The sequence below is a fragment of the Micromonospora sp. NPDC047812 genome, from assembly GCF_040704175.1.
In the GTDB taxonomy this organism is placed as follows: domain Bacteria; phylum Actinomycetota; class Actinomycetes; order Mycobacteriales; family Micromonosporaceae; genus Micromonospora.
Genome location: NZ_JBEYRY010000005.1, coordinates 422068 through 438912, shown reverse-complemented (window position 1 = coordinate 438912; position 16845 = coordinate 422068). Strand labels below are relative to the sequence as shown.

Below are 16845 nucleotides of genomic sequence, written 5' to 3'. Positions count from 1 at the left end.
TCGGTTCGGTGTGCGAGGGGGTCCTCGGCACACCGACGACGCTCACCCCGGGGCGGCGCCGGCCGCCGCGAGCGCCGCGCGGTACGGCTCGGCCATCGCCACGGCGATCCTGCGGTCGCCGGTGAACGGTTCCCGGGCGTGCGCGGCGAGCATGTTGTCCACCACCAGGACGTCGTCGCGCCGCCAGTCGAAGCGCCGCTGGGCCGCCCGGTAGCAGTCCCGCAGGTGGGCCACCACGTCGTCCGGGATCCGCCCGCCGTCGCCGTAGTAGGTGTTCGTGGGCAGCTCGGTCTCGTCGAACAGTTCCCGCAGCCCGGCGCAGACCTCCTCGGCCAGCGTGGTCACGTGGAAGAAGGTCACGTGGTTGAACCAGAGCAGCTCGCCGGTCCCCGGGTGCCGGTGCACGGCGTCGCGTCGGGCGCGGGTACGCAGCCCCGAGCCGGTCCACTCCACCTCGATGCCGCTGCGGGCGCAGTAGCGCGACACCTCGTCGCGGTCGTCGGTGTTGAACGCCCGCTGCCAGGGCACGCCGAAGCCCTCGTGGAAGTTGCGCACCACCAGCCAGCCCCGGGCGACGAACTCGGCGGACACCGCCGGGTCGATGTGCTGGCGCACCAGACGGGTGTCGGCGAGCGGGGTGGCGCCCAGGGTGGCCGGCGTACGCAGGCAGTAGAAGTAGAGCGTCATGGGCCAGTCGGCCTGGTAGGAGTTCTCGTTGTGCAGGAAGATCTCCTCGGCCGGCGGGAAGTCCGTCGAGGTGTAGACCCGTCCCTGGATGGTGCTGCGGGGCGACGAGCGCTCGGCGTAGTCCAACGGCTCGCCGGAGAGCGCCCGGACCACCCCCTCGAAGCCGGCCACCCCGCCGACGTCGAAACCCCGCAGCAGGACGGCCCCGTGCTCACGCAGCCGGGCCCGGATCGTGGCCCGGTCGGCGGCCAGCCGCCCGCCGATCGGCTCCCCCGGCGCAGCGGCGGTCAGGACGAACGGAAGCGCTTTCTCGGCCGACCCGCGCGGCAGCGGCGGCACCGTCATCCGGGGCGTACTCATCGCTTCTCCTGTCGGCCTCTGGGCTGCCGGTCACGCGGCACGGCTCAGCCTGTCCGCTGAGGCACGGGTCAGAAAGAGAATCCCCGGCAAGGCTCGTACGCGTTTTTCTGCCGGTTCTTCTCTACGTACGGCGATCGGCGTCCCGGCAGGGTGTGACCGGCAGTGGGACCAGTGTCGTGTCGTACGACACGGCTGCCCTTTCCCGAGGAGGAGCCGGCATGTCCGACGAGAACACCGATGAGCGCGCGTACCGGGTCGTGGTGAACGACGAGGAGCAGTACTCGATCTGGCTGGGCGACCGGGAGCTGCCGCTGGGGTGGCGCGCGGAGGGCACCGAGGGCACCCGCGAGGAGTGCCTGAAGCGAATCGACGAGGTGTGGACCGACATGCGCCCGCTCAGCCTGCGCCGGCGTATGGAGCAGGCGGCGGGCCGGTAGTCGTGAGCGCCATGGCGAAGCTGACCGCGGCCGACGGGCACCGGGTCCCGACAGGGTGGAACGACACCGAGGTCGGGTACCCGACCGACCCGTGCCTGCACGAGCTGGTCGAGGAGCAGGCACGGCGTACCCCGGACGCGATCGCCGTGGTGTCCGACGAGCGGACCGTCCGCTACGTCGAGCTGAACCGCGAGGCCAACCGGCTCGCCCACCGGCTGCGGGCGGCCGGCGTGGGTGCCGAGTCGGTGGTGGGCGTGTGCCTGCACCGGGGGGTCGACCTGGTGGTGGCCCTGCTGGGGGTCCTCAAGGCCGGCGGCGCCTACCTGCCGCTGGACCCGGACCAGCCGGCGGACCGGATCCGCTACCTGCTGACCGACTCGGCGGCGACGACCGTCGTCACCGGCCCGGATGTCGACCACGGGCCGCTGGCCGCCGCCACCGGCGCCCCGATCCGGGTCGACGACGAACACCGGGGGCTGCCGGACGGCGACCCGGAACCGGTCGTCGACCCGGCCAACGCCGCCTACGTCATCTACACCTCCGGCTCCACCGGCCGCCCGAAGGGCGTGGTCGTGGAGCACCGGTCGATCGTCAACCGGGTGCGCTGGAGGCCGGACGCCCGGGGCGCCGACGGCGGCGTGGTGCTCCAGAAGACGCCGTTCGGCTTCGACGTCTCGGTGTGTGAGCTCTTCTCCCCGCTGACCACCGGGGCGACGCTGGTGATGGCCCGTCCCGGCGGGCACCGCGATCCGGCGTACCTGGCCCGGGTGGTGGCCGAACGGCAGGTCACCTCGATCCGGTTCGTGCCGTCGATGCTGCGTGCCTTCCTGGAGGTGCTGCCCGCCGGCCGGACCAGCCTGCCGTCGATCCGGCAGGTGCTGTGCAGCGGCGAGGCGCTCCCCGCGGACCTGGTGGCCGCGGCGCACGCCCGGCTCGACTGCGAGGTGTTCAACCTGTACGGACCGACCGAGGCGGCGGTCGAGGTGACCAGCGCCCGCTGCCTGCCCGGCGAGGCGGTAACCATCGGCCGGCCGGTGGCCAACACCCGCACGTACATCGTGGACGGCGAGCTGCGGCCGGTGCCGGTCGGCGAGCCCGGGGAGCTGGTGCTCGCCGGGATCCAGCTCGCCCGGGGCTATCTCGGCCGGCCGGGCCTGACCGCCGCCTGCTTCGTCCCCGACCCGTTCGCCGACCGGCCCGGGCAGCGCGTGTACCGCACCGGCGACCAGGCCCGGTACCTGCCGGACGGCAGCATCGATTACCTGGGCCGGCGGGACCAGCAGGTGAAGATCAGGGGCTTCCGGATCGAACTGGGCGAGATCGAGGCGGTACTCGGCCGGCACCCCGCCGTCCGCGCCGCCGTGGTGGACGTGCGCCACGGCGCGGCCGGCGGCCCGCAGCTCGTCGCGTACCTGCTGCCGGCCGGTTCGGAGCCGGCCGACCACCGGGCGGTTCGCGCGTACCTGGCCGAACGGTTGCCGGAGCACATGGTCCCGCAGAGCTGGGTGATCCTCGACGACCTGCCGCTGACCGGCAGCGGAAAGGTCGACCGCCGGCGGTTGCCGGAGCCCGCCCCGGCCGGCTCCGTGACCGACGGACCGACGGTGGCGCCGCGTACCCCCACCGAACGGGCCGTCGCCGAGGTGTGGACCGAGGTGCTGGGCGTCGACCGCTGCGGGACACACGACGACTTCTTCGACCTCGGCGGTCACTCTCTGCTGGCCACCCAGGTCGTCGCATTGCTGCACGAACGGTTTGCGGTCGACCTGCCGGTCGGTGCGGTCTTCGAGGCACCGACCGTGGCAGAGCTGGCGACGGTGCTCCAGCGGGCCGTCGAGGAACGGGTGGCGGGAATGTCCGAGTCCGAATTGGAGACGATGTTGGCACAGGTGGGCGAGGAATGACGATTCCCGAGGACCCGTCCCCGACCACGACCGACGCCCGCCGTCGGGCGCTGGTGGAGGCGCTGCTGGCCGGGCGGGCCCCGGACCGGTCGCCGGCCCCGAGTGCGCCGCAGCGGCCGACCGGCCCACTGCCGCTGTCCTACCCGCAGCAGGGGGTGTGGCTGCTCGACCAGATCCGGCCCGGCGGCGCGGAGTACGTCGTGCCGTTCAGCTGGCGGTTGACCGGTCCGCTGGACCCGGTGGCCCTCCGCGACGCCTGGCGGGAGGTCATCCGGCGGCACGAGGTGCTGCGGACCCGCTACCAGGTCGTGGACGGCCGGCCGAGCCAGGTGGTCGGTCCGGCCGAGCCGGTCGAGCTGCCCGTCGTCGACCTGACCGGGTGCGTCGCGGCGGAGCGGCGGGAGCGGCTGGACGCGCTGATCCGCGACGAGGCGGGCACCCCGTTCGACCTGGGTCGGGACGCGCCGCTGCGGGTCCGGCTGGTCCGGCTCGCCGAGGACGAGCACGTCATGGTGCTGGTCGCCCACCACATCGCGTTCGACGGCTGGTCGGTCGGCGTGCTGGCCCGGGAACTCGGCGCGCTCTACCCGGCGCTGGTCGCCGGCGAGCCGTCCCCACTCGCCCCGCTGCGGTTCCAGTACGCGGACTTCGCGGTGCGGCAGCGGGACCGCGCGGCCGGCCTGGCCGGGCAGCTCGACCACTGGCGCGACCGGCTGGCCGGCCTCGTGCCGCTGGAGCTGCCGACCGACCGGCCCCGCCCGCCGGTGCAGGATCCCCGGGGCGCGACGCTGCCGTTCACCGTGCCGGCCGACCTCGGTCGCGTCCTCGCCTCGATCGGGCGACGGCACCGGGCGACCCCGTTCATGGTGCTGCTGGCCGCGTTCCAGGTCCTGCTGACCCGCTACACCGGGCAGACCGACGTCGCGGTGGGCACCCCGGTCGCCGGGCGTACCCGCCCCGAGGTCCAGGACCTGATCGGGTACTTCGTCAACACGCTGGTGCTGCGGACCGACCTGTCCGGCGAGCCGAGCTTCGTCGACGTGCTGGCCCGGGTGCGCGAGGCGGTGCTGGACGCGCAGTCGCACCAGGACGTGCCGTTCGAGCGGATCGTGGACGCGCTGTCCCCGCAGCGGGACCTGTCCCGCAACCCGCTGTTCCAGACCATGTTCGTGATGCAGAACGCCACGGCGGCCGACTTCGCCGGGGCGGGGCTGCGCGCGCGGCAGGTGCCGACGCTCTGGCACACCGCGAAGTTCGACCTGACCATGCAGATGACCGAGGAGGCGGACGGCTCCTTCTCCGGGGTCGTCGAGTACGCGACGGCGTTGTTCGACGACGCGACCGTGCGGCGGCTGGCCGGGCACTACCGGCGGCTGCTGAGCGCCGTCGTCGCCGACCCGGACGCCCCGGTCACCCGGCTGCCCATGCTCACCGACACCGAGACGGCCCAGCTCGCGGCCTGGAACGACACCGCCGTCGAGCACCCCCGCCACACGCTGCTGCACCGGCTGATCGAGGCCCAGGCCGACGCCACCCCCGACGCGGTCGCCGTGGCCGACGACCAGCACGAGCTGACGTACGCCCAGCTCGACGCCCGCGCCAACCAGCTCGCCCACCGGCTGATCGCCCTCGGCGCCGGCCCCGAGCGGATCGTCGCCGTCAGCGCGCGACGCCGCGTCGCCCTCGCCGTGGCCCTCGTCGCCGTGCTCAAGACCGGCGCGGCCTACCTCCCGCTCGACCCCACCCACCCCGTCGACCGGCTCCGCTGGACGCTCGCCGACGCCGGCGACCCCGTCACCCTGATCGACGCCCCCGACCAGCACGACTGGCACCCCGGCCCGCTGGTCCACCTCGACGACCCGGCGCTCGCCGACGAACCCACCGGACGACCCGGCGCCACCGTGGACGACCGTAGCCCCGCCTACCTGATCTACACCTCGGGCTCCACCGGCCGCCCCAAGGGCGTCCTCGTCGACCACCGCGCCATCGTCAACCGGCTCCGCTGGATGCAGGACACCTACCGCCTCGACCACACCGACCGGATCCTGCAGAAGACCCCGCACACCTTCGACGTCAGCGTCTGGGAGTTCTTCTGGCCCCTGACCACCGGCGCGACCCTCGTCATGGCCCGCCCCGACGGGCACCGCGACCCCACCTACCTCGCCGAGACCATCAACCGGCGGCACGTCACCACCGTCCACTTCGTCCCCTCGATGCTGCGCGCCTTCACCGCCTACCTCGCCACCACCCGCACCGCCCTGCCCCACCTCCGCCGCATCGTCTGCTCCGGCGAGGCCCTCCCCGACGACCTCGCCGCCACCGTGCACGCCCACCTCGACGTCGAGCTGCACAACCTCTACGGACCCACCGAGGCCGCCGTCGACGTGACGGCCACCCGCGTCCACCCCGGGCAGGGCGTCACCATCGGCTCCCCCATCGCCAACACCGGCGCCCACATCCACGACCCCTGGGGCAACCCGGTCCCCGTCGGCGTCCCCGGAGAACTCCTCCTCACCGGCGTCCAGCTGGCCCGCGGCTACCACCGCCGGCCCGCGCTCACCGCCGCCCGCTTCATCCCCACCGACGACGGGCAACGCGCCTACCGCACCGGCGACCAGGCCCGCTGGCGTCCGGACGGCACCATCGAGTACCTCGGCCGCCTCGACCATCAGGTCAAGATCCGCGGCAACCGCATCGAACTCGGCGAGATCGAGACCACCCTCGCCGACCACCCCACCGTCCAGGCCGCCGTCGTCCACCCGCACGGGCCCGGCGACGACCGACGACTCGCCACCTACCTCGTCGCCGCCGACGGGCACACCGTCGACGCCGACACCCTGCGCGCCCACCTGCGCGCGCGGCTGCCCGAGTACATGGTCCCCACCCACTGGATCACCCTCACCGGGCTCCCGCTCACCAGCAACGGGAAGATCGACCGCAACGCGCTTCCCCCGCCCCACGCCCCCGCCGGGCGGAGCGCCGACCACACCCCGCCCGGCACCCCCACCCAGCACCTCATCGCCACCGCCTACGCCCACGCCCTCGCCGACGGTCGTGGGGCCGACCCCGCCGACGCGGGCGGGCACGACCGACCGGTCGGCATCCACGACCGCTTCTTCGACATCGGCGGCGACAGCATCCGCGCCATCCGGGTCGTCGGACACCTCCGCGACCAGGGGCTCGACCTCACCGTCACGGACCTGTTCCGGTACCGGACGGTCGCCGAACTCGCCGAGGCCGTCGACGCCCGGCAGTGCGGGCTGCCGGCCGAGGCCACCCGCCTGGTGGACCGGTTCGCGCTGATCGGCGCGGAGGACCGGGCCCGACTGCCCGAGGGCGTCGTCGACGCGTACCCGCTGTCGATGGTGCAGGCCGGCATGGCGTACGAGACGCTCGCCGACCCGACCGGCGACCTCTACCTGAACAGCCTCTGCTACCCGGTCGAGGGCGACGCGTTCTCGCTGCCCGCCCTGTACGCCGCCGCCCAGCTGCTCGCCACCCGGCACGAGATCCTGCGGGCCTCGATCGACCTGACCGGGTACCGCGAGCCGCTCCAGCTGATCCACCCGACCGCGGAGATCCGGGTCGGCCACACCGACCTGCGGGGCGTACCGGCCGACGAGCGGGAGAGCACGGTGGCCCGGCTGGTCGCCGAGGAGCGGCGGGACCGGTTCGACCTGGCCACGCCGTCGCTGCTGCGGCTGCACGCCTACCAGCTGGGCGACGACCGGTGGCGGCTGCTGGTGAGCTACAGCCACGCCATCCTGGACGGCTGGAGCCAGAACTCGCTGGTCCCGGAGCTGCTCGCCTACTACCGGCGGATCCGGGACGGGCAGGATCCGCGGCCCGCCCCCGTACCGGCCGTCCGGTTCGCCGACGCGGTGGCGCTCGAACGCCGGGCCGTGGCCGCCGGGGTGGACCGGGAGTTCTGGGCGTCGCGGGTACGGACCCACGAGCGGTTGGGCATCCCGGCGGCGTGGGCGGGCGAGGGGGCCCGCTACCGGGCGGTGCGGTTGCCCTTCGCCGCCCTGGTGCCGGGCCTGCGGGAGCTGGCCCGGACGGCGGACGTACCGCTGAAGAGCCTGCTGTTCACCGCGCACCTGACCGTGCTGGGCATCCTGACCGGGCAGCGGCGCTTCCACACCGGGCTGGTGTGCAACGGACGGCCCGAGCTGACCGACGGCGACCAGGTGCGGGGGATGTTCCTCAACACCGTGCCGTTCGCGGTGGAGCTGACCGCGTCGACGTGGGCCGAGCAGGCCCGCCTGGTCTTCGCCGGGGAGGTCGCGCTCTGGCCGCACCGGCACTACCCGCTGCCGGCGATGCAGCGCGAGTGGGGCGACCAGAAGCCGCTGGTGGACGTCTTCTTCAACTACACCGACATGCACGTGCTCGACCTCGACGGCATCGACCGGTCGGCGATCACCGACACCACCCCGAACGAGTTCGGCCTCTCGGTGTCCAGCGAGCCCGGTCAGCTGATCATCGAGGCCGGCACCGACCGGATCTCCGACGGCCACCTGGACCTGGTCACCCGGTGCTACCGGCGGGTGCTGGAGGCGATGGTCGCCGACCCGTCGGGTGACCCGCGCCGGTGCGGACTGCCGGAGCCCGACCGGCGCGCCCTGCTCGGCCTCGGCGCGGGCGGAGCGCTGCCGGTCCCGGACGGCACGCTGCCCGAGCTGGTCGCCCGGCAGGTGGCGGCCACCCCGGACGCGGACGCGGTGGTCTTCGGCGACGACGTGCTCAGCTACGCCGAGCTGGAGCGCCGGACCAACCGCCTCGCCCACCACCTGCGGGAGCTGGGCGTCGGGCCGGGGACGCTGGTCGGGGTGCACCTGAACCGGAGCGCGGACCTGGTCGTGGCGTTCCTCGCCGTGCTGGCCGCCGGTGGCGCGTACCTGCCGCTGGACCCGGACCACCCGGCGCAGCGGACCGCCTTCATGCTGGCCGACGCCGGTGCGCAGGTGATGGTGACGGAGACCGCGCTGGCCGGGCGGCTGGACGCCGCCGGAATCCGGACGGTGCTGCTGGACGCCGAGCGCGCGGCGATCGCCGCCCGTCCGGAGCAGCGGCCGGCCGACCGGCCGTCCGCCGACGACCTGGCGTACGTCATCTACACCTCGGGATCGACCGGCACCCCGAAGGGGGTGATGATCAGCCACCGGGGGCTGGGCAACTTCCTCGCCGCGATGCGGCACCGGCCGGGCCTGCCGGCGGGGGCCACCGTGGTCGGCCTGACCACCGTGTCGTTCGACCCCTCGGTGCTGGAGCTGTATCTGCCGCTGCTGGTCGGCGGCCGGGTGGTGGTGGCCGACGCGGAGCAGACCCGGGACCCGCAGCGGATGGCCGAGCTGATCCGCACCGCCGCGCCGGCGGTGCTCCAGGCCACCCCGGTGACGTACCGGATGCTGCTGGACTCCGGCTGGTCCGCACCGCCGGGTGCGACCGTCCTGTGCGGCGGCGAGAAGCTGCCGACCGAGCTGGCGGTCCGGCTCGCCTCGACCGGGGCCACCGTGTGGGACATCTACGGGCCGACCGAGACCACGGTCTGGTCCACGACCACCCGGCTGGCTCCGGACGGTCGGCCCGTCGACTTCGGCATGGCCCCGAACGCCGGGCTCCACGTGCTCGACGAGCGGCTGGAGCCGGTACCGGTCGGCGTCCCCGGTGAGATCCACATCGGCGGGGACGGGGTCGCCTGGGGCTACCGCGCCCGGCCCGCGCTCACGGCGGAGAAGTTCGTTCCCGACCCGCACGCCGGGGTGCCCGGTGCCCGCATGTACCGCACCGGTGACCTGGCCCGCTGGCACGCCGACGGGCACCTGGAGATCCTCGGCCGGGTCGACCACCAGGTGAAGATCCGGGGGCACCGGATCGAACCGGCCGAGATCGAGGCGGTGCTGCTGGCCCACGACGGCGTCCGGGCCGCCGTGGTGCACCCGCAGCGGTACGGCGGGGAGCAGGAGCTGGTCGCGTACCTGGTCGGCGGGGGGCGGCACCCGGTGCCGACCGGCGAGCAGCTGCGCGAGTTCCTGCTCCGTACCCTGCCGGACTACATGTGCCCGGCCGCCTACGTGACGCTGGACGCCCTTCCGCTCACCCCGACCGGCAAGGTCGACCGGAACGCCCTGCCGGTGCCGCAATCCGGTGCCGCCGGGCGGCGCGAACCCGTGCGGGTGGCGCCGCGCACCGACGACGAGCGGACGGTCGCGCAGGTGTGGGGCGAGGTGCTCGGCACCGGCGAGGTGGGGGTGCACGACAACTTCTTCCAGATCGGCGGGCACTCGCTGCTGGCCACCCGGGTCGCGGTCCGGCTCCGTACCCTGCTCCGCGTCGACGTGCCGGTCCGGGCCCTGTTCGACCACCCCACCGTCGCCCGGCTGGTCGGGGCGCTGCCCGGCTACCCGAAGCTGGACGACCGGCCGGCGGTTCCCAGGCTGAGCGCCCGCAACCGGCTGGCCGACGTGGCCGCCCGCCGGGGTGCCCGGTGACCCCGCGCGGGGGCCCGGCCGGTCGCCGCAGCATCGGCGGCGACCGGTGAGCCGGGTCGACGACCCGGTCGCCGGGGAGCGGATCCCGCCGCTGCACCGCAACCGGGACTTCCTGCTGCTGTGGAGCGGGTCGGCGGTCTCCATGCTCGGCTCGACCGCGTCGCTGGTGGCGTACCCGCTGCTGGTGCTGGCGCTGACCGGCTCGCCGGGCGCCGCCGGGCTGGCCGGTTTCGTGGCGCTGGTGCCGACGCTGCTGTTCCAGCTGCCGGCCGGGGCGCTGGTCGACCGGTGGGACCGCAAGCGGGTGATGATCTGGTGCGACGTGCTGCGGGCGCTGGGGGTGGGCAGCATCGTGGCGGCGATCGCCGTCGACGAGCTGCACCTGTGGCACGTGCTGGCCGTCGGTTTCGTCGAGGGGACGTTGTCCGTCGGGTACGAGCTGGCAGCCGGTGCCGCGATCCCGAACGTGGTGCACCCGAGCCAGGTGACCACCGCGCTGTCGCGCAACGAGGCCCGTGAGCGGGCCGCGGTGATGGCCGGCACCCCGCTCGGCGGGGCGCTGTTCGGGCTGGGGCGGATCTGGCCGTTCGTGCTGGACACGGTCTCCTACCTGGTCTCCCTGCTGACGCTGCTGTTCATCCGCCGCGACTTCCAGGCCGCAACGGGCAGCGCGACCGGCGCCGGAGCCGGCACCGGGAAGCTGGCCGCCGAACTCACCCACGGGCTGCGCTGGTTGTGGGGGCAGCCGTTCCTGCGCACGGCCACCCTGCTGGTCGCCGGCAGCAACCTGCTGTTCCGCGTCCTGTTCCTGATCATCATCGTGGCGTTCGAGGCCGCCGGGGCGGCCCCGGCCGCCATCGGCCTGCTGCTCGGTGTGGCCGGCACCAGCGGGGTGCTCGGTTCACTGGTGGCGACGTGGTGCGCCGGGCGCTTCCCGATGCGCGCGATCGTCATCGCCGCGAACTGGGTGTGGGCGCTGATGACCTGCGTCATCGCCCTCACCGACGACCGCTACCTGATCGGCGCCGCGTACGCCCTGATGTGGTTCGTGGGGCCGATCTGGAACGTGGCGGTCGCCGGATACCAGATGGCCCTCACCCCCGACCACATCCAGGGCCGGGTGCTCAGCGCGGTCAGCCTGCTGGCCAACGGCGCGGTCGCGCTCGGTTCCCTGACCGGGGGCTACCTGCTGGAGTCGCTCGGGCCGGCACACGCCGCGTGGTCGATGGCCGTCTGGATGGTCCTGCTCGCCGCCCTGGCGACGCTGAGCCGCTCGATACGTCGAGCGAGCTTTCTGCCGATCGAGCCCCCAAGGAGGAGCTGAAGGTGTTGCGCACCATACTCAAATCGAAGATCCACCGCGCGGTGGTCACCCAGGCCGACCTGCACTACGTCGGCTCGCTGACCATCGACGAGGACCTGATGGACGCCGCCGACCTGCTCGCCGGCGAGCAGGTGCACGTGGTGGACATCAACAACGGCGCCCGCCTGGAGACGTACGTGATCCCCGGCAGGCGCGGCAGCGGGGTCATCGGGATCAACGGGGCCGCCGCCCGGCTGATCCACCCCGGTGACCTGGTCATCATCATCAGCTACGCGGCGATGATCGACCCGGACGCCAAGGGGTACTCGCCCCGGGTGGTGATGGTGGACGAGGCCAACCGGATGCTCGGCACCACCGACGACCCGGCCGAGGCGATCCCCGGCACCGCGACCGTTCCCGGTAACACCCTGCGGGCCGCTACGGATCCCCGTAGCGGGAGTGAACATGCGGGCCGATGAGACCGACGTCGGCGGGGTGCTGAACACCATCGGCGGCTCCCCCCTGGTCCGGCTGGACAAGCTCATGCCGGACGCCCCGTTCACCCTCTGGGCGAAGTTGGAGGCGCACAACCCGGGCGGCAGCATCAAGGACCGCTCGGCACTGGGCATGCTGATCGACCGGCTCCGGGCCGGGGAGCTGCGACCCGGCCGGTCGGTGGTGGTCGAGTCCAGTTCGGGCAACCTCGGCATCGGGCTGGCCCAGGTGTGCCGCTACTTCGGTATCCGGTTCATCTGCGTGGTGGACCCCCGGACGAACGCGCAGAACATCGCGGTCATGCGCGCGTTCGACGCCGAGGTGGAGGTGGTGACCCGCCCCGACCCGGCCACCGGCGAGTACCTGCCGCAACGGATCCGCCGGGTCCAGGAACTGGTCGACACCATCCCGAACGCCTGGTGGCCGGACCAGTACGCCAACCCGCTGAACCCCCGCGCCCACGAGACGACCATGCGGGAGATCGTCGAGGGGGTGCCCGCCCCGCTGGACTTCCTGTTCTGCGCGACCAGTTCCTGCGGCACGCTGCGCGGCTGTGCCGACTACGCGCGCCGGCACGAGCTGGCGCTGACCATCGTCGCGGTGGACGCCGCGGGCAGCGCGATCTTCGGTGACCACCCCCCACGCAAGCGGCTCATCCCCGGGCACGGCGCGGGGGTCCGACCGAAGCTCTACCGGGACGGGCTGGCCGACAAGGTGATGCACGTCGACGACCTGGACTGCGTGGTCGGATGCCGCCGCCTGGCCCGCCGGGAGGCCATCCTCGCCGGTGGTTCGTCCGGCGCCGTGGTGGCCGCCCTGGAGCAGTTGCGCGACCTGATCCCGGCCGGCGCGAACTGCGCGCTGATCTTCCCCGACCGGGGTGAGCGCTACCTGAACACGATCTACGACGACGACTGGGTGACCGGGCACTTCGGCGACGTCACCCACCTGTGGAGGGACCGGACCATGGACGTGCCGCCATGCTGATCGTATCCGCCGGCGAGGTCCGGCAGATCCTGGCCGACCGGGAGGACGCCGTCCTGGACGCGGTCCGCCGCGCCTACGTCCTGCACGCGCGGGGGCGTACGGTGCTGCCGCACTCGGTGTTCCTGCGGTTCCCGGAGGACGCCCGCAACCGGATCATCGGACTGCCCGCGTACCTGGGCGACGACTCCCCGGTCGCCGGCATGAAGTGGATCTCGTCGTTCCCCGGCAACATCGACCGCGGGCTGGCCCGCGCCTCCGCCGCGATCGTCGTGAACTCGATGGCGGACGGCCACCCGGTCGCGCTGATCGAGGGCTCCACGATCTCCGCCCGCCGGACGGCCGCCAGCGCCGCCCTGGCCGCCGGCGCCCTCGCCCCGCCGGCCGGCGGCGTCTCCCTGGTCGGCTGCGGCGTCATCAACTTCGAGGTGCTGCGGTTCCTCCGCGCGGCACTGCCCGGCCTGACGGAGGTGACCCTCTTCGACCTGGACGCCGGGCGGGCCGCCGCGTTCGCCCGGCGCTGCGCCCGGTGGGACCTGAAGGTGAGCGTCGCCGGCGACGTCGAGGAGGCGCTCGGCGCCCACCCGCTGGTCTGCCTGGCGACGACGGCGGGCGTACCGCACCTGGGGCTGGCGCACTGCCAGCCGGGGGCGCTCGTACTGCACCTGTCGCTGCGCGACATCTTCCCGGCGGACATCCGCACCGCGGTCAACGTGGTCGACGACGCCGACCACGTCTGCCGGGCGGCCACCTCGCTGCACCTGGCGGAGCAGGAGACCGGCGACCGGAACTTCATCGCCGCCGGCATCGGCGAGGTCCTGGACGGGGCCGGCTGGCGGCACGACCCGGAACGGGTCACCGTCTACTCGCCGTTCGGGCTGGGCGTGCTCGACCTCGCCGTGGCCGAGCTGGTGCGGCGGGCCGCGGAGCGGGACGGCGTCGGCACCCGGCTGCCGGACTTCCTGACCCTGCCGCCGGAGGACCCGGATGCCGACTGAGCCGGGCGTCGCGCCGTGGAACGACACGGCCAGGAGGTACCCGGGACGACCGGCCCTGCACGAGCTGGTGCACGAGCAGGCGGCGCGCACCCCGGGCGCCGTGGCGGTGGTCACCGAGCACGGCCGGCTCAGCTACGCCGAACTGGTGGGGCGGGCCGACCGGCTCGCCGACGTGCTGGTCTCGCGGGGCATCGGCCCGGAGTCCCGGGTCGGGGTGTGCCTGCACCGGGGTGGCGACATGGTGGTGGCCCTGCTCGGCGTCCTCACCGCCGGAGCCGCCTACGTACCGCTGGAACCGGAGCACCCGGCCCGGCGGCTCGCCTTCCTGGTCACCGACGCGGGGCTGGACACCGTGGTGGCCGACCCGGACCTGCCGGTGCTCGCCGAGGCGGGCCGGAGCGTCGCCACCGTGTCGGTGAGCCGGGCGACCAGCGGTCGGCCGGCCCGGGCACCACGGGTCACCGTCGACCCGGAACACCCGGCGTACGTCATCTACACCTCCGGGTCCACCGGCCGGCCCAAGGGCGTGGTGATCCCGCACCGGGCCATCGTCAACCGGGTCCGCTGGGGGCTGGACGCGCATCCGCTGGGCCCCGACGACCGGGTGCTCCAGAAGACCCCGTACGGCTTCGACGTCTCGGTGCCGGAGGTCTTCGGCACCCTGGCCGCCGGCGCGCGGCTGGTGATGGCCCGCCCGGGCGGACACCGCGACCCGGCCTACCTGATCGACACGATCCGCCGGTACGGGATCACCGCGGTCCACTTCGTACCGTCGATGCTGCGGGTGTTCCTCGCCGAGGTCCGCGACACCGCCGCCCGCCTCCCCACCCTGCGCCGGATCGTCTGCAGCGGCGAGGAACTCGCCGACGACCTGGTCACCGAAGCCGACGAGCTGATCGGCTGCGAGCTGCTCAACCTCTACGGCCCGACCGAGGCGGCGGTGGAGGTGACCGGGTCGCGCTGCCGGGCGGGTGAACCGGTCAGCATCGGCCACGCGGTGGCGAACACCCGCACCCACGTCCTGGACGAACGCGGCGAACCGGCGGAGGTCGGCGAACTCTGCCTGGCCGGCGTGCAGCTCGCCCGGGGCTACCTCGGCCGGCCCGGGCTGACGGCCGAGAGGTTCGTCCCCGACCCGTTCGGCCCGCCCGGCTCCCGGCTCTACCGCACGGGAGACCTGGCCCGGCGGCTGCCCGACGGGGCGGTGGACTACCTGGGCCGGATCGACCACCAGGTCAAGATCCGGGGCCACCGGGTCGAGCTGGGAGAGATCGACGCCGCGCTGCGTACCGTGCCGGGGGTGCGGGCCGCCGCCACGGCCGTGCACGCCGGGCAGCTCGTCGGGTACGTGGTGGCCGGCGCCGTCCCCGGCGTCCGGGTGCTCCGGGCCCACCTCGCCGAACGGCTGCCCGGGCACATGGTCCCGTCGGTGTTCGTGGCCGTACCGGCGTTGCCGGTCGGCCCGAGCGGAAAACTGGACCGGGCGGCCCTGCCCGCGCCCGACGGGCACCGGCTCGTCGGCGGCGGGGAGCGGGTCGACCCGCGTACCGACGACGAGCGCCGGCTCGCCGGCATCTGGGCCGAGGTGCTCGGCGGCGGGCCGGTCGGGGTGCACGACACCTTCGTCGAGCTGGGCGGCGACTCGCTCGCGGCCACCCGGGTCTGCTCCCGCGTCCGCCACCTGTGGGGCCGGTCGCTCTCCCCCGCCGACGTGCTCACCGCCACCGTGGCCCAACTCGTCGAGTTGACTGCCGAGGGTGAAAGGGCGACCGGCGGGGTTGCCGCAGCCGGCCGGCCCCGGCCGGCTGCGCCGGACGTCGACGCCCACCGGCCGGCCACCGGGCCGCTCAGCGCCGCCCAGCACCGGATCTGGTTCGCCGACCAACTCGACGCGGGAGCGACCACCTACACGATGGCCGAGTCCTACCGGCTGCGCGGACCGGTCGACGTCGACGCGCTGCGCGCCGCCCTGGCGGACACGGTGCGCCGGCACCCGGCCCTGCGGACCACCTTCGGGTCCCGGCGCGGCGTGCCGTACGCGGAGACCCGGCCGGACGCCCGGGTGCCGATCGAGGTGCGCGCCGTCGCCGACCTCGCCGAGGCGCGGGTGGCCGTCGACCGGCTCGCCGCCGTGCCGTTCGCGCTCGCCGAGGGGCCGCTGCTCCGGGTGGCCCTGCTGCGGCTGGCCCCCGAGGAGCACGTCCTGGCCGCCACCATCCACCACGTCATCGCCGACGACTGGTCGATGGACGTGCTGTGGCGCGACCTCTGCCAGGCGTACGCGCGGCGCCGCCGGGGCGACACGGTGGCCGTCGACCCGCTGCCGCCGGCCCCGCCGCCACCGACCGACCCGGCCGACCTCGACTACTGGCGTCGGCACCTCGCCGGCGCGCCGCCCACCCTGGATCTCCCGACCGACCTGCCCCGGCCGGCGCGGCTGCGGCAGACCGGGGCCGCCCTCCGGTTCGGCCTGTCGGCGGAGACCACCGCCGGGGTACGCACGCTGGCCCGCGCCACCGGCTCGACCCCGTTCATGGTGCTGCTCACCGCGTTCACCGTCCTGATCGGACGACTCGCCGACCGCGAGGACCTGGTGGTCGGCACGTTCGCTGCGAACCGCGACACGGAGCAGGCCGAGAACGGGATCGGGATGTTCGCCAACACCCTCGCCCTGCGGGTGCCCTGCCCACCCGAGGCGACCTTCACCGACCTGCTGTTGCGGGTACGGGACGTGGCGCTGGCCGGGTACCGGCACCAGGGACTGCCCTTCGACCGGCTGGTGACGGCGCTGCGCCCGAAGCGCGACCTGCGCCGCAACCCGGTGGTCCAGGTCGCCTTCCAACTCCTCGGCGACCTGACCGGCCGGCTCCGCCTGCCCGGGGTCGCCGCCGAGCCGTTCGGGCACGGCCAGGGCGGTTCCCCGTTCGACCTGCTGCTCACCGTGCGGGAGGAGGGGCCGCGGCTGGCCGGATGGTTGCAGTACCACGACGACCTGTTCACCGCCGACCGGGCGGCTTCGTTCGCCGACGGCTTCAGTGGGATCCTCGCCGCGGGGGTGCGGCGTCCCGAGCAGCCGGTCGGGCGGCTGGCCCGGCAGTGGGTCGGGAACCCCGGCGTGGAAAATGCGGGGGCGGCGGCCGGCAATCTGGGGGAAGCGGCCCGATGAGCGGGCGACGAGCCGTT

9 protein-coding genes are annotated in these 16845 nt (G+C 74.2%); 8 read left to right on the top strand and 1 reads right to left on the bottom strand.

From position 1 onward, the window contains the following. Nucleotides 1-42: 42 nt before the first annotated feature. Nucleotides 43-1047 (bottom strand): TauD/TfdA family dioxygenase, encoded by a 1005-nt coding sequence (locus AB0883_RS21665; RefSeq protein WP_366642958.1) that lies wholly within the window; start codon nucleotides 1045-1047, stop codon nucleotides 43-45. Nucleotides 1048-1265: 218 nt separating this feature from the next. On the opposite strand from AB0883_RS21665, the gene AB0883_RS21660 reads away from it, so the two are divergent. From AB0883_RS21660 to AB0883_RS21625, 8 genes are read left to right on the top strand one after another with little or no spacing between them, the layout of a single operon-like run. Continuing rightward, complete coding sequence (locus tag AB0883_RS21660) at nucleotides 1266-1484, top strand: MbtH family NRPS accessory protein (RefSeq protein ID WP_091630286.1); 219 nt, start codon at nucleotides 1266-1268, stop codon at nucleotides 1482-1484. Nucleotides 1485-1495: 11 nt separating this feature from the next. After that, a complete protein-coding gene (locus AB0883_RS21655; protein ID WP_366642957.1) occupies nucleotides 1496-3388 on the top strand; it encodes an amino acid adenylation domain-containing protein in 1893 nt (630 codons plus the stop codon). Continuing rightward, on the top strand, nucleotides 3385-9882 hold the full coding sequence (locus AB0883_RS21650; RefSeq protein WP_366642956.1) for an amino acid adenylation domain-containing protein: 6498 nt from the start codon (nucleotides 3385-3387) through the stop codon (nucleotides 9880-9882). Before AB0883_RS21655 ends, AB0883_RS21650 begins: the two co-directional genes overlap by 4 nt. Before the next feature lie 46 nt (nucleotides 9883-9928). Beyond that, nucleotides 9929-11206 carry an MFS transporter gene (locus AB0883_RS21645; protein ID WP_366642955.1) on the top strand — a complete coding sequence of 426 codons (1278 nt, stop codon included), beginning with the start codon at nucleotides 9929-9931 and terminating at the stop codon, nucleotides 11204-11206. A gap of 2 nt (nucleotides 11207-11208) precedes the next feature. After that, nucleotides 11209-11664 (top strand): aspartate 1-decarboxylase, encoded by a 456-nt coding sequence (gene panD / locus AB0883_RS21640; protein WP_366642954.1) that lies wholly within the window; start codon nucleotides 11209-11211, stop codon nucleotides 11662-11664. Continuing rightward, nucleotides 11651-12667, top strand: a complete 1017-nt coding sequence (sbnA, locus tag AB0883_RS21635) for a 2,3-diaminopropionate biosynthesis protein SbnA (RefSeq protein WP_366642953.1) — start codon at nucleotides 11651-11653, stop codon at nucleotides 12665-12667. Before panD ends, sbnA begins: the two co-directional genes overlap by 14 nt. Then, nucleotides 12661-13662, top strand: a complete 1002-nt coding sequence (gene sbnB, locus AB0883_RS21630; RefSeq protein ID WP_366642952.1) for a 2,3-diaminopropionate biosynthesis protein SbnB — start codon at nucleotides 12661-12663, stop codon at nucleotides 13660-13662. Before sbnA ends, sbnB begins: the two co-directional genes overlap by 7 nt. Then, on the top strand, nucleotides 13652-16828 hold the full coding sequence (locus AB0883_RS21625; RefSeq protein ID WP_366642951.1) for an amino acid adenylation domain-containing protein: 3177 nt from the start codon (nucleotides 13652-13654) through the stop codon (nucleotides 16826-16828). Before sbnB ends, AB0883_RS21625 begins: the two co-directional genes overlap by 11 nt. Nucleotides 16829-16845: the final 17 nt, after the last annotated feature.

What these genes read in the sequence shown, in the direction of transcription:
- AB0883_RS21655 (WP_366642957.1), top strand. Translation starts at nt 1,496, where the DNA reads ATGGCGAAGCTGACCGCGGCCGACGGGCACCGGGTCCCGACAGGGTGG.
- sbnB (WP_366642952.1), top strand. Translation starts at nt 12,661, where the DNA reads ATGCTGATCGTATCCGCCGGCGAGGTCCGGCAGATCCTGGCCGACCGG.
- sbnA (WP_366642953.1), top strand. Translation starts at nt 11,651, where the DNA reads ATGCGGGCCGATGAGACCGACGTCGGCGGGGTGCTGAACACCATCGGC.
- AB0883_RS21665 (WP_366642958.1), bottom strand. Translation starts at nt 1,047, where the DNA reads ATGAGTACGCCCCGGATGACGGTGCCGCCGCTGCCGCGCGGGTCGGCC.
- AB0883_RS21625 (WP_366642951.1), top strand. Translation starts at nt 13,652, where the DNA reads ATGCCGACTGAGCCGGGCGTCGCGCCGTGGAACGACACGGCCAGGAGG.
- AB0883_RS21650 (WP_366642956.1), top strand. Translation starts at nt 3,385, where the DNA reads ATGACGATTCCCGAGGACCCGTCCCCGACCACGACCGACGCCCGCCGT.
- AB0883_RS21660 (WP_091630286.1), top strand. Translation starts at nt 1,266, where the DNA reads ATGTCCGACGAGAACACCGATGAGCGCGCGTACCGGGTCGTGGTGAAC.